Origin of the sequence: Blastococcus saxobsidens, from assembly GCF_010682065.1 — a bacterium.
GTDB classification, from domain to species: Bacteria; Actinomycetota; Actinomycetes; order Mycobacteriales; family Geodermatophilaceae; genus Blastococcus; species Blastococcus saxobsidens_B.
Map to the genome: position 1 here is coordinate 13531 of NZ_JAAGWG010000007.1, position 13707 is coordinate 27237.

Annotated in this window: 11 protein-coding genes; all 11 read right to left on the minus strand. The window is 74.5% G+C overall.

What is annotated here, in order from left to right; genetic code table 11:
* Window positions 1–17: 17 nt before the first annotated feature.
* Window positions 18–707: an L-threonylcarbamoyladenylate synthase gene (locus tag GCU60_RS05400; RefSeq protein ID WP_345770408.1), complete on the minus strand. Its 690-nt coding sequence runs from the start codon at window positions 705–707 to the stop codon at window positions 18–20.
* Window positions 704–2182 carry a Stk1 family PASTA domain-containing Ser/Thr kinase gene (locus GCU60_RS05405; protein ID WP_163202985.1) on the minus strand — a complete coding sequence of 493 codons (1479 nt, stop codon included), beginning with the start codon at window positions 2180–2182 and terminating at the stop codon, window positions 704–706. Before GCU60_RS05405 ends, GCU60_RS05400 begins: the two co-directional genes overlap by 4 nt.
* A 46-nt stretch (window positions 2183–2228) precedes the next feature.
* Window positions 2229–3083 carry a peptide chain release factor N(5)-glutamine methyltransferase gene (prmC, locus tag GCU60_RS05410; RefSeq protein WP_163203316.1) on the minus strand — a complete coding sequence of 285 codons (855 nt, stop codon included), beginning with the start codon at window positions 3081–3083 and terminating at the stop codon, window positions 2229–2231.
* Complete coding sequence (prfA, locus tag GCU60_RS05415) at window positions 3080–4162, minus strand: peptide chain release factor 1 (RefSeq protein WP_345770409.1); 1083 nt, start codon at window positions 4160–4162, stop codon at window positions 3080–3082. The genes prmC and prfA overlap by 4 nt, the downstream gene beginning before the upstream one ends.
* A gap of 108 nt (window positions 4163–4270) precedes the next feature.
* A complete protein-coding gene (gene rpmE / locus GCU60_RS05420) occupies window positions 4271–4504 on the minus strand; it encodes a 50S ribosomal protein L31 (RefSeq protein WP_163202987.1) in 234 nt (77 codons plus the stop codon).
* A 189-nt stretch (window positions 4505–4693) separates the two neighbouring features.
* Complete coding sequence (gene rho / locus GCU60_RS05425) at window positions 4694–6877, minus strand: transcription termination factor Rho (RefSeq protein WP_163202989.1); 2184 nt, start codon at window positions 6875–6877, stop codon at window positions 4694–4696.
* Between the two features lie 247 nt (window positions 6878–7124).
* Complete coding sequence (gene thrB, locus GCU60_RS05430; protein ID WP_163202991.1) at window positions 7125–8057, minus strand: homoserine kinase; 933 nt, start codon at window positions 8055–8057, stop codon at window positions 7125–7127.
* Window positions 8054–9139, minus strand: coding sequence for a threonine synthase (gene thrC / locus GCU60_RS05435; RefSeq protein ID WP_163202993.1), 1086 nt, complete (start codon window positions 9137–9139; stop codon window positions 8054–8056). Before thrC ends, thrB begins: the two co-directional genes overlap by 4 nt.
* Entirely contained in the window at window positions 9136–10437 is a 1302-nt protein-coding gene (locus tag GCU60_RS05440) for a homoserine dehydrogenase (protein WP_163202995.1), read from the minus strand. Before GCU60_RS05440 ends, thrC begins: the two co-directional genes overlap by 4 nt.
* Window positions 10434–11927 (minus strand): diaminopimelate decarboxylase, encoded by a 1494-nt coding sequence (lysA, locus tag GCU60_RS05445; protein ID WP_163202997.1) that lies wholly within the window; start codon window positions 11925–11927, stop codon window positions 10434–10436. Before lysA ends, GCU60_RS05440 begins: the two co-directional genes overlap by 4 nt.
* The gene (gene argS / locus GCU60_RS05450; RefSeq protein ID WP_163202999.1) at window positions 11927–13588 is read right to left on the minus strand and encodes an arginine--tRNA ligase; all 1662 of its coding nucleotides are present in this window, start codon (window positions 13586–13588) and stop codon (window positions 11927–11929) included. Before argS ends, lysA begins: the two co-directional genes overlap by 1 nt.
* Window positions 13589–13707: the final 119 nt, after the last annotated feature.

Here is a 13707-nt window from a genome sequence, read left to right on the forward strand (position 1 = left end):
TCGCACGGTGTCGCGGTTCAGTCCTCGATCTCGGGCACGACCTCGCGCAGCCGCTCGACCGGGACCGCGCCGACCCGCAGCACCCGCGGCGTCGAGCCGGTGCAGTCGACGATCGTGCTGGCCGCGGAGCTGGTCCGGGGACCACCGTCCAGGACGACCGCGGCATGCTGCCCCAGCTGCTGCTCCGCCTCCTGCGCGGTGGTCGCCGCCGGCCTCCCCGACCGGTTGGCGCTGGACACGGCGAGGGGTCCGGTGCGGCGGAGCAGGTCGCGGGTCAGGTCGTCGGCCGGCAGCCGGACGGCGACGGTGCCCTCGGCGTCCCCGAGGTCCCAGGCCAGCGACGGCGCGTGCTCGACGACCAGCGTGAGCCCCCCGGGCCAGAACTCCTGGGCGAGCCTGGTCGCCGTCGCCGGCGTCTGCAGGACCAGCCCGGCCAGGGTCGAGGCCTCGCCGATCAGGACCGGCACCGGCATGGCGCGGCCGCGGTTCTTGGCCGCGAGGAGGCGGGTCACCGCAGCGGGGGTGAACGCGTCCGCGCCGACCCCGTACACGGTGTCGGTGGGCAGCAGGACCAGCTCGGCACGGGCGATGGCCGCCGCGGCGGCGTCGAGCCCGGCGGCGCGGGCGGCGGGATCGGTGCAGTCGTAGTTGTCGGCCACGAGCGCCGAGTCTCCCAGCAGGCCCGGGCGGTGGTCGACGGGTGTCACTCCCCGCCGCGTTCCTCCTGCTCCTCCTCCCGCTCCTCCTGCTCCTCCTCGCGCTCCTTCTTCCGCGCCTCCTCGGCCTCCTTGCGCGCCTCCTCGGCCTCCTTCCGCGCCTCCTCCGCCTCCTTGCGCTGCTCCTCCTGTTCCTCCTGCGCCTCCTCGGCGTCGCCCGGGTCGGCCGGGGCGGGAGCGGGCGCCGGGACGGGCGGGACCGCGTAGGACAGCCGCACGAGGTCACCGGGGGCGAGCGTGCCGGCCGGGTCGACGGCGGTCACCTGCCCGGCCGGCACGCCGGCCACCTCGACGGGCACCAGTTCGACCAGCAGACCACGCCCGATCAGCTCCGCCTGGACGTCCTGCACCGGCCGGCCGACGAGGTCTTCGGCCAGCACCTCGATGCCGGCCGGGGCGCTCGGGGCGGTGTCCTCCCCGGTGGCGGGCGTGCCCGGCCGGTCCGGCAGGACCGTCGCCAGGACGGCGACTGCCACGGCGAGCGCCAGGAGGGCCGCCAGGGCCGGGATCAGCCAGCGGCGGCGCGTGGCCGCCGGCCGGGCAGCCGGCTGGGCGGCCAGCGGGACGGTGCCCGGTGCGGGCACCGGCAGCACCGCCGTGGCGGCCGGCCGCGCCGACCGCGCCGGGGAGGTGGGCAGGCCGGCGTTCAGCCGAGCGGCGGCGTCGCGGAGAGCCGCCCCGTCGGGGAACCGGTCGCGCGGCTCCTTGGCCATGGCGCGCTGCACGAGCGCCCGGACGTCGTCCGGCACGCCGGCCGGCAGGGGCGCAGGCTCGTCCCGGATGTGCATGACCGCGACCTGGACGGGGTTCTCCGCCTCGAAGGGCCGGTGGCCGGCGAGGCACTCGTAGGCGACCGCGCCGAGCGCGTACACGTCGCTGGCCGGGGTCGCCTGGCCGCCGGCCGCCTGCTCGGGCGAGAAGTAGTGCGCCGTCCCGATGACCTGGCCGGTGCCGGTGACCGCGACGCTGGAGGCCGAGCGCGCGATCCCGAAGTCGGTGATCTTCACGACGCCCTGCGGCGTCACCAGCACGTTGGCCGGCTTGACGTCCCGGTGCACCACGCCGGCGGCGTGCGCCGCCGCCAGGCCGTCGGCGGCCTGCCGCACGATGTCGACGGTCCGCGCCGGGTCCAGCTGCCGCTCTCGGGCCAGGAGGTCGGCGAGCGACTCCCCCTCGACCAACTCCATGACCAGGTAAGCCAGCGGGACGCCGCCGGGGCCGGTGACCTCGCCGTAGTCGAACACCGCCGCGATGTGCGGGTGGGTCAGGACGGCGGCGTGCTGCGCCTCGGCCCGGAACCGGGTCAGGAACGTGGCGTCCCCGGCGAACTGGTCACGCAGGACCTTGACCGCGACCGGCCGGTCCAGCAGGGCGTCGTGACCGCGCCAGACCTGGCCCATGCCCCCGCCCGCGATCAGCGACGTGAGCCGGTACCGGTTCGCGAGCAGATCGGTCTGTGGTCGCATCGCCCCTCCTCCTGCCGTCCGTTGCCGGCGTTCGCCCGTCGGACCGTCAGGTCCGGTGGGCGGTGGTGAACCGCGCCCGGCCGGCGAGGTCGGGATGGTCCTCGATCCTGGCGTAGCCGCCGTGGGCACGGACCACCGAGGGCAACGACGCCCCCTGCTGGTCGGCGTGCTCGATGCCCAGGCCGCCGCCGGGCCGCAGCAGCCGGGCGGCGGTGACGACGAGGCCGCGGACGACGTCGAGACCGTCGGGACCGCCCCACAGCGCCAGCGGCGGGTCGTGGTCGGCCACCTCCCGGGGCACCCGGGCCCCGTCGGGCACGTAGGGCGGGTTGCTGACGACGAGGTCGACGGAGCCGTCGAGCTCCCGGAGCAGCGCCGGGTCGGTCATGTCCCCGGAGATCACCTGGACCGGGGTGTCCCCCGCCGCCGCCCGGGCCCGCGCGTTGTGCCGGGTCCACTCGATGGCGCCGGGGTCGCGCTCCACCGCGGTCACCTGCGCGCCGGGGTGCTCGTGGGCGATCGACAGCGCGATCGCCCCGGAGCCCGAGCCGAGGTCGACGACCACCGGCTCGGCGATGCCGGCCAGCTGCGCCACCGCCCAGGTCACCAGCTGCTCGGTCTCCGGCCGGGGCACGAAGACGCCGGGGCCGACCACCAGCTCCAGGTACCGGAACGGGGCACGGCCGGTGAGGTGCTGCAGCGGGACGCGGTCGGCGCGCTGGGCGAGCAGCGCGCCGAAGCGGGCCGATGCGCCGTCGTCGAGCTCGTCGAGGATGAGCAGCCGGGTCCGCGGGACGTCGAGCACGTGCGCGAGCAGCAGCTCGGCGTCCACCCGCGGCGACTCGACGCCGGCCTCGGCGAGCCGCCGCGCGCCCTCGGCGATCAGGCTGCGGACGTTCAGGACCCGGCCGCCAGCAACTCGGCGGTGTGCGCGGTGGCGAGCGCGTCGATGACCGCGTCGAGGTCTCCGTCGATGACCTGGTCGAGGTTGTGCGCCTTGTACCCGACGCGGTGGTCGGCGATCCGGTTCTCGGGGAAGTTGTAGGTGCGCACCCGCTCGCTGCGGTCCATGGTCCGCACCTGGCTGCGCCGCTGGTCGCTGGCGGTCGCGGCGGCCTCCTCGCGCGCGGCGGCCAGCAGCCGGGAGCGCAGCACCCGGAGCGCGGACTCGCGGTTCTGCAGCTGGCTCTTCTCGTTCTGGGAGCTGACCACGATGCCGCTGGGCAGGTGGGTGATGCGGACGGCGGAGTCGGTGGTGTTCACGCTCTGCCCGCCGGGACCCGACGACCGGAACACGTCGATCCGCAGGTCGTTCGGGTCGACGGTGACGTCGACCTCCTCCGCCTCGGGAAGCACGAGGACACCGGCGGCGGAGGTGTGGATGCGGCCCTGCGACTCGGTGACCGGCACCCGCTGCACGCGGTGCACACCGCCCTCGAACTTCAGCCGCGACCAGATGCCCTCGTCGGTGCGCGACTTGATCGCCACCGCCACGTCCTTGTAGCCGCCGAGCTCGGCGTCCACGGCGTCGAGGACCTCGGTGGACCAGCCGCGCCGCTCGGCGTAGCGCAGGTACATGCGCAGCAGGTCGCCGGCGAACAGCGCCGACTCCGCGCCACCCTCCCCCGCCTTGATCTCGAGGATCACGTCCTTGTCGTCGTCGGGGTCCTTGGGCAGCAGCTGCTCGCGCAGCCGGCCGGTCAGCTCCTCGATCTGCCGCTCCAGCCCGGTGGCCTCGGCGGCGAAGGACGCGTCCTCGGCGGCCAGCTCCCGGGCGGCGCTGAGGTCGTCGCGGGCCTGGTCGAGGGCACGGGCGGTCTCCACCAGCGGGGCCAGCTGCGCGTACCGCCGGGCCAGCCGGCGGGCGCGGGACTGGTCGGTGTGGACCGCGGGGTCGGCCAGTTCCTGCTCCAGGCGCGCGTGCTCGGCGAGCAGCCCGGCCAGCCGGTCGGCCGCCGACGGATCGGTGCTCGTGCTCACGCAGACCTCCGACAGGAGGGCCAAAATGGCCATTTTGGCCCGGTTGGGTGCGGACATGACGACGGCGCCCGCCCCACCACGAGGGTGGGGCGGGCGCCGTCGGGGGTGCTACTGGGCGTCTGCGGACGCGCCGGTGTTGCGCTTGCCGAACCGCTTCTCGAAGCGGGCGACGCGGCCACCGGTGTCGAGGATGCGCTGCTTGCCGGTGTAGAAGGGGTGGCAGGCGGAGCAGGTCTCGACGGTCAGCTGACCGGTCGGGCTCGTGCTGCGGGTGGTGAACGTGTTGCCGCAGCCACAGGTCACGGTGGTGACGTTGTAGGCCGGGTGGATGTCGGGCTTCATGGCTGCTGCCTCTTCTGCGGAGTCTGTGTCGTTCGGTGCTGTGAACGCCGGGGACCGGACGGCTATTTCCGGCCGCGCCAGCGGGGCTCGGTCGACCAGTCTCCCAGATCGGCCGCGCGGTGCTGGAACGGCCCCCGTCCAGGGTCCCACCCCGAGCTCGCGAGGGGTGGGGTGGACGGGGGTCCTTCGTCAGTCCTGGCCCGGCCCCAGGGTGGTCTTCTGGATCTGCATCAGGAACTCGACGTTGTTGCGGGTCTTCTTCAGCTTGTCCAGGAGCAGTTCCAGGGCCTGCTGCGGTTCGAGCGCGGCGAGCACCCGGCGCAGCTTGATGACGATGGCCAGCTCGTCGGGCGACATGAGGATCTCCTCCTTGCGCGTTCCCGACGCGTTGACGTCGACGGCCGGGAAGACCCGCTTGTCCGCCAGCCGGCGGTCGAGCTTGATCTCCGCGTTACCCGTGCCCTTGAACTCCTCGAAGATGACCGTGTCCATCGTGGAGCCGGTCTCGACCAGCGCCGAGGCGATGATCGTGAGCGAGCCGCCGTTCTCGATGTTGCGGGCAGCACCCAGGAAGCGCTTGGGCGGGTAGAGCGCCGTGGAGTCCACACCACCGGAGAGGATGCGCCCGCTGGCGGGGGCCGCCAGGTTGTAGGCGCGACCCAGGCGGGTGATCGAGTCCAGCAGGACGACGACGTCGTGCCCCATCTCGACCAGGCGCTTGGCCCGCTCGATGGACAGCTCGGCGACCGTGGTGTGGTCGGCCGGCGGTCGGTCGAAGGTCGAGGCGATGACCTCGCCCTTCACCGAGCGCTGCATGTCGGTGACCTCTTCGGGACGCTCGTCGACGAGGACGACCATCAGGTGGCACTCGGGGTTGTTCGTCGTGATCGCGTTGGCGATCGACTGCAGCACCATCGTCTTGCCGGCCTTGGGCGGGCTGACGATCAGCGCGCGCTGGCCCTTGCCGATCGGCATGACCAGGTCGATGACCCGGGTGGTCAGCAGGTGCGACTCGGTCTCCAGCCGCAGGCGGTCCTGCGGGTAGAGCGGCGTCAGCTTGGTGAACTCCGGCCGGTTGCGCGCCTGCTCGGGGTCCAGGCCGTTGACCGTGTCGAGGCGCACCAGCGCGTTGTACTTGTCCTTGCGCTCCCCCTCGCGCGGCTGGCGGACGGCGCCGGTGATGGCGTCACCGCGGCGCAGGCCGTGCTTGCGCACCTGCGACAACGACACGTAGACGTCGTTCGGGCCGGTGAGGTACCCCGACGTCCGGACGAACGCGTAGTTGTCGAGCACGTCGAGGATGCCGGCGACGGGCAGCAGGACGTCGTCCTCGCTGACGGTCGGCTCGCCGGGCTCGAAGCGCTCCCGGCCGCTCGTGCGCTTGTTGCGGTCGCGGTAGCGGCGACCCCGGCGGCCGCGGCCGCCCTCGAAGTCGTCGTCGTCCTCGTCGTTCGGGTTGGGGCCTCGGCCACCGTCACCACGGCCACCGTCGGTCCGGTTGTCGTTCCGGTTGTCCGGACGCCCGCCCCGGTCGTTGCGGTCGCGGTCGGGACCGCGGTTGCCGTCGCGGTTCGCCCCGTCACGGTTGCCGTCGCGGTTGCCGTCCCGGTTCCCACCGTCGCGGTTGCTGTCCCGACCGGCGTTGTCGCGGTTGCCGTCCCGGTTCCCGCCGTCACGGCCGCCGCGCTCGGCGCGGTCGTTGCCGTCGCGGGCGCCCCGCTCGGCGCGGTCGCCGTTGTCCCGACCGCCGTTGTCCCGACCGCCGTTGTCCCGAGCGCCGTTGTCCCGGGCGCCGGCGTCGCGGTCGCCGCGGGTCCGGTTCCGGTCGCGGCTGCGGGGCGAGCGCTCGCCGTCGCGCTGGTCGTCCTCGCGCGGCTCGGCGGGCGCGTCCTCGGTGGGCGCGGACGCCTCGGCCGGTGCGGCGGCCTCGGCCCGGGCGGGCTCGGTGGGCGAGCCGGCCGGGCGGCTGGCGCCCCGGCGGGTGCGGGTCGGCGCCGGGGTGTCCTCGCCGGTCAGCGGGCCGCCGTTGGCGCCACCGGAGATCGGGGCCTCCAGCGGTGCGGAGGTGGCCGCGACTCCGCGCGCGGTGCCGGCTCCGTCGGTGGTCGCGGTCTCCGTCCGCGGCGCGGGGGCGGCGTCGGGGCCGCCGACCTGGCGCTCGGAGATGGCGGCGACGAGGTCGCTCTTGCGCATCCGGCCGGTGCCGGGGATGCCCAGCTCGCCGGCCAGCCGCTGCAGCTCGGGCAGGAGCATGCCCGACAGCCCGTTGCCGCGGCGGCGGGGTCGGCCCGCCGGCCCAGAAGCGGCAGTTCCCTCGGCGGAGGCGGCGGCGTCGGGCGCGCCGGTCACGTCGAGGTCGGTGGTTTCACTCACGTACAGGTCCTTCCCTGCGGTGACCTGCGCCGTATCGGCGCAGGGGTTCCCCGCATCCCTGCGGACCGGCTCGGGAGCGGGAGCGCAACGGGAGAACGGGTTGAGAGGTGCGAGGCGGATCAGCGGCGAAGAGATTCGATCGTCTGCTTCGGCCCCGCGCGAGGCTCGCCCGAGTGGGCGGCTACGCCGTGAGCCTAGACGCAGCTCACAGGCAGGACAACACCGGTGGTTTCCAGTGTGTTCCCCGTTACCGAGACGATATCTCCCCCGTCCCACCGGACACGCAGGCCCCCGCGGGGTCGACGTCGAGCGCCCGGACGTCCCAGTCCTCGGGGGTCGCCTCGAGGACGGCGGGCAGCGGGTCGCCGGCCGAGCCGTCGGCCAGCACCAGCACGCTCGGCCCGGCACCGGAGACGACCGCCGCCAGTCCGCGGTCGCGCAACCGGTCGACCAGCTCGAGGGACGCGGGCATGGCCGTCCCGCGCTGGCGCTGGTGCAGCCGGTCGTCGGTGGCGGGGAGCAGCAGCTCCGGGGCCTGCGTCAGGGCGGCGGTGAGCAGGGCGGCGCGGCCGGCGTTGTGCGCGGCGTCCCGGTGCGGCACGACCTCGGGCAGCAGCCCGCGCGCGACGTGGGTCGACAGCGTCCCGGCCGGGACCAGCACGAGCGGCACGATCCGCCGGTCGACGTCCAGCCGGTGTGCCCGCGCGCCGCCGTCCTCCATCCAGGACAGCACCGCCCCGCCCAGCAGGCAGGCCGCGACGTTGTCGGGATGGCCCTCGAGCTCGGTCACCAGCCGCAGCACCGCGGCGGTGTCGACCTCGTCGACGTCGGGGCACAGCGCCCAGGCACCCACCACGCCGGCCACCACGGCGGCGGCGGACGAGCCCATCCCGCGCCCCTGCGGGATCCGGTTCTCGGCCACGACGCGGAGGCCGGGCGGCGCCCAGCCCAGCTCGGCGCAGGCGGCACGGAAGGACCGGACGACGAGGTGGTCCTCGCCGGTGGGCAGCGAGTGCGCGCCCTCCCCGGTCATCGCGACCTCCAGGCCGTCCGCGGCGACGCTGAACCCGACGTCGTCGTGGCAGGTCAGCGCCAGGCCGGCGCAGTCGAAGGCGGGCCCGAGGTTCGCGCTGGTCGCGGGCACCCGCACCCGGACGCCGTCCCCGTGCGGGTGCGTCACAGGCCCAGCTGGGCCGCCGCAGCGGCGGCGTCGACCGGGACGGTGACCGGTGCGGGGGCGCCGGAGATGGCCCACTCGGGGTCCTTGAGACCGTTGCCGGTGACCGTGCAGACGATCCGCTGGCCCGGCTCGAGCTCGCCGGCGGCGTGCACCTGGAGCAGGCCGGCGACCGACGCCGCCGACGCCGGCTCGACGAAGACCGCCTCGGTCCGCGCCAGCAACCGGTAGGCCGAGAGGATCGCGCGGTCGGTGACGGCGTCGATGCGACCGCCGGACTCGTCGCGGGCGGCCAGCGCCTTGGTCCAGGAGGCGGGGTTGCCGATCCGGATGGCCGTGGCGATCGTGCTGGGGTTCTCCACCACGTGACCGGTGACGATGGGGGCGGCACCGGCGGCCTGGAAGCCCCACATCCGCGGGGTGTGCGTGGCCGGCCCCGGGGTCGCGGAGTCCGCGCAGTACTCGCGGTAGCCCTGCCAGTAGGCGGTGATGTTGCCGGCGTTGCCCACCGGGAGGCAGTGGATGTCCGGGGCGTCGCCCAGCACGTCGACGATCTCGAAGGACGCCGTCTTCTGGCCCTCGATGCGGAACTGGTTCACGCTGTTGACCAGGCTGACCGGGTAGTCGATGGCCAGCTTGCTGGCCAGCGCCAGGCAGTCGTCGAAGTTGCCGTCGACCTGGAGCAGCTTGGCGCCGTGCACCAGCGCCTGGGCGAGCTTGCCCATCGCGATCTTGCCCTGCGGCACCAGGACGGCGCAGACCAGCCCGGCGCGCACCGCGTAGGCCGCCGCGCTCGCGCTGGTGTTGCCGGTGGAGGCGCAGATGACCGCCTTGGCACCCTCCTCGGCGGCCTTGGTGATGGCCATCGTCATCCCGCGGTCCTTGAAGGAGCCGGTCGGGTTGGCGCCCTCGACCTTGAGGTAGACCTCGCAGCCGGTGCGCCGGGAGAGCTCCCGGGCGGGCACCAGCGGCGTCGCGCCCTCGTGCAGGGTCACCACCGGGGTGCTGTCGCTGACGGGCAGCCGGGAGCGGTAGGCCTCGATGAGACCGGGCCACCCCGGGGAGACGACGGACGACACGGTCATGAGAGCCCTTCCACGCGCAGCACGCTGGTGACGCCCCGGACGGCGGGCATCTCCCGCAGTGCGCCGATGGTGGCCGACAGCGCCGCGTCGGGGGCGCTGTGGGTGACGATGACCAGCGTGGCGGCGTCGCCGCGGCCGGTCTGGCGCACGGTCGAGATGCTCACCCCGTGCTGGGCGAACTCCTGCGCGACCGCCGCCAGCACACCCGGCTTGTCCGCCACGTCCAGGCTGACGTGGTACCGGGTCGGCGTCTCCGCCATCGGGCGGACGGCGAGGTTGGCGTACCCGGTGACTCCCGGGCCCGGGGCGCCGGTGACGCGGTTGCGCGCCACGGCCACCAGGTCGCCGAGGACGGCGCTGGCGGTCGGCTCACCGCCGGCCCCCTGGCCGTAGAACATCAGCTGCCCGGCCGCCTCGGCCTCGACGAAGACGGCGTTGAACGCGCCACCGACCGAGGCCAGCGGGTGCGTCGTCGGGATCATCGCCGGGTGCACCCGGACGGCCACGGAGTCGCCGTTGCCGTCACCGTTGCCGGGCACCCGCTCGCAGATGGCCAGCAGCTTCACGGTGCAGCCGATCTCCGCGGCGCGGGCGACGTCGGTGGCGGTGACCGTGGCGATGCCCTCGCGGTGCACGTCGGCCGCGGCCACCGGGGTGTGGAAGGCCAGCGAGGCGAGGATGGCGGCCTTCGCGGCGGCGTCGAACCCGTCGACGTCGGCGGTGGGGTCGGCCTCGGCGTAGCCGAGCTCGGTGGCCTCGGCCAGCGCCTCGCCGAACCCGGCCCCGGTCTCGGCCATGCGCGAGAGGATGTAGTTCGTCGTCCCGTTGACGATGCCGACGATGCGGGAGAGCTGGTCGCCGACCAGCGACTCCCGCAGCGGGCGCAGGATCGGGATCGCCCCGGCCACGGCGGCCTCGTAGTACAGGTCCACGCCGGCCTTCGCGGCCGCGTCGTGCAGGGCGACGCCGTCCTCGGCCAGCAGCGCCTTGTTGGCGCTGACCACGGACTTGCCGGCCTCGAAGGCGGCGAGCATCAGGGAGCGGGCCGGCTCGATGCCACCGATCACCTCGACGACGAGGTCGACGTCGTCCCGCGCGACGAGCTCGTGGGCGTCGGTCGTGAGCAGGTGCGCCGGGACGTCCGGGTGGTGCGACGGGCGGCGGACGGCGACGCCGGCCACCTCCACCGGGCGGCCGATGCGGGCCCCCAGGTCGTCGGCCTGCTCCTGCAGCGCGCGGAGCACCGCGCTGCCGACGGTGCCGCAGCCGAGCAGCGCCACCTTGAGGGGTCCGTTCACGAGGTCGCTCCCGCAGGGTGCTCGGGCGCCGGCTGGTCGATGGCCGGCGATGGGGCGGGGTGGTCGGCGAGGACCGCGTCGAGGGCGAACACGTCGGACAGTGTCTGACGTCGCACGATCTCGGTCGCGACGCCGTCCCGGACGGCGACCACCGGTGGCTTGAGCAGGTAGTTGTAGTTGCTCGCCATCGACCAGCAGTAGGCGCCGGTCGCGGCGACCGCGAGCAGGTCACCGGGCTGGACGTCCGAGGGCAGCCACAGGTCGCGGACGAGGATGTCGCCGCTCTCGCAGTGCTTGCCCACGACCCGGCACAGGGCGGGTGGGGCGTCGGAGCTGCGGTTGGCCAGCACACAGGTGTAGCTGGCGTCGTAGAGGGCGGTGCGGATGTTGTCGCTCATCCCGCCGTCGACCGAGACGTAGTTGCGCACCGACGGGGTGCCCGGCGCGCCGGAGGCGCCCAGGCGGACCGGCTTGATGGTGCCGATCTCGTAGAGGGTGACCGTGCCGGGACCGGCGATCGCGCGGCCCGGCTCGACCGCCAGCCTCGGCACCGGCAGGCCGAGCTCCGCGCACTCCGCGGCGACGACGGAGCGCAGCCGCCCGGCGACGTCGGCGGGGCTGATCGGGTCGTCGTCGGGCAGGTAGGCGATGCCGAAGCCGCCGCCGAGGTTGAGCTCGGCCAGCACGACGCCGGTCGCGTCGCGGACCGCGCCCAGCAGACCGACGACGCGGTGCGCGGCGGCCTCGAAGCCGGCGGTGTCGAAGATCTGCGAGCCGATGTGGCTGTGCAGCCCGGCCAGGCGCAGCGCCGGCTGCCCGATCACGCGGCGGGCGGCCTCCAGGGCATCGCCGGTGGCGAGGGAGAACCCGAACTTCTGGTCCTCGTGCGCGGTGGCGATGAACTCGTGGGTGTGCGCCTCGATGCCGACGGTGGTGCGGATGAGGCAGGGCACCGGGCTGCCACCGGCCGCGACCCGGGCGGCGGCCAGCGGGACCAGCCGGTCGATCTCGTCGAAGGAGTCGAGCACCACGTGCCCGATCCCGGAGTCGACCGCCAGCTGCAGCTCGACGAGGGACTTGTTGTTGCCGTGCAGCGCGATGCGCTCCGCCGGGAAGCCGGCCGCCAGCGCCAGCGCCAGCTCGTTGCCGCTGCAGGCGTCCAGGTGCAGCCCGTCGTCGGCGATCCAGCGCGCGACCTGGCCGCAGAGGAACGCCTTGGAGGCGTAGTGCACGTCGGCGTCGGCGAAGGCGTCGGCGAACTCGGCGGCGCGACCGCGGAAGTCCTCCTCGTCCAGCACGAACAGCGGGGTGCCGTGCGCGCGGGCCAGGTCGGTGACCGGGCGGCCGGCGAGGTGCAGCTCGCCGTCGATCCGCCGCGCCGAGCGCGGCCAGACCTGCGGGTCGAGCGCGCCCAGCTCGGCCGGCGGGGCGCCGGCGGCCGACGGCGGCGAGATGTTGCCGTGCAGCGGCCCCGCCGGGTGCGCCCGCATCACATCCGCTCCGGCGCGCTGACACCGAGCACGGATAGGCCGTTGCGCAGCACCACGGCGGTGGCGGCACACACCCACAGGCGGGCGGTCGTCAGCGCGGTCGCCTCCTCGTCACCGCGCGGGAGCACGCGGCAGGAGTCGTAGAACCGGTGGTAGGTGCCGGCCAGCTCCTCCAGGTACCGGGCCACCCGGTGCGGGGCGCGCAGCTCCGCCGCGGCGACCAGGACGCGCGGGAACTCGCCGAGCGCCCGCAGGAGGTCGTTCTCCCGCTCGTGGGTCAGCTGCGCGACGTCGACGTCCGCGGCCTCGCCGAGGGCCAGCCCGAGGTCGGCGGCGTTGCGCAGCACGGAGGAGATCCGGGCGTGCGCGTACTGGACGTAGAAGACCGGGTTGTCGTTGGTCTGCCGGCTCCACAGGTCCAGGTCGAGGTCGATCATCTGGTCGACCGAGGCACGGGCCAGGGCGTACCGGGCGGCGTCGGCGCCGACGGCCTCGACCAGGTCCTCCAGCAGGACGACGGTGCCGGCGCGCTTGCTCATCCGCACCGGCTGGCCGTCCTTGACCAGGTTCACCAGCTGGCCGAGCAGGATCTCCAGGGTGGCCTCGGGGTCGTCACCCACGGCGGCGGCCAGCGCCTTGTACCGGCCGACGTAGCCGGCGTGGTCGGCGCCGAGCATGATCACGACCTTGTCGAAGCCGCGGTCGCGCTTGTCCAGGTAGTAGGCGCAGTCGGCGGCGAAGTAGGTCGGGGCGCCGTCGCTCTTGATCAGCGGGCGGTCCTTGTCGTCGCCGAAGTCGGTGGTCCGCAGCCACACCGCGCCGTCGGCCTCGTACACGTGGCCGTTCCCCCGCAGCCGGGTGATCGCCTTCTCCAGCGCGCCCGTCTCGTGCAGGGTGCGCTCGCTGAAGTACACGTCGAAGACGACGCCGAAGTCGGCCAGCGTCCGCTTGATCTCGGCGAACATCAGCTCGACGCCGCTGATCCGGAAGCGCTCCTGCTGCTCGGCCTCGGGCCGCTCCAGCAGGCCGGGCTCGGCGTCGACGACCTGCTGGGCGATCTCGCCGATGTAGTCGCCGGCGTAGCCGTCCTCGGGCACCGGCCGGCCGTGAGCGGCGGCCAGGAGGCTCAGCGCGAAGCGGTCGATCTGCGCGCCCGCGTCGTTGAAGTAGTACTCCCGCGTCACCGAGGCGCCGCTGGCCTCCAGCAGCCGGCCGAGTGCGTCGCCCACGGCCGCCCACCGGGTGCCGCCGATGTGCACCGGGCCGGTCGGGTTGGCCGACACGAACTCCAGGTTCAGCTTCTGCCCGGACAGGGTGCCGGTGCGGCCGTAGGCCTCCCCCGCGGTGACCGCGTCGACCGCGATCTTCCCCAGCGCGCCCTGAGCGAGGGTGATGTTGAGGAAGCCCGGCCCGGCGATGTCGACGGCGGCGATGCCCGCGTGCGCGCGCAGCTCCTCGGCCACCAGACCCGCCACGTCACGCGGGGGGCGGCCGGCCGGCTTGGCCAGCCGGAGGGCGATGTTGGTGGCGTAGTCCCCGTGCTCCGGGTTCCGGGGCCGCTCGATCACGACGTCGGCCGGTACCGCGACGGCCAGCTCGCCTCGCTCGACCACCGCGCCCACGGCGGTACGAACGACGTCCTGAAGCTGCTCCGGTGTCACCGGGCGAGCGTACTGACCGCCTCGGATCGTCCGGCTACCAGCTGATGCACAGGCCCGCGACCTAGACTCGCGGCCGGTACGAGGACCCGGAACCGGGTCCACGGCACACGCGCGCACGC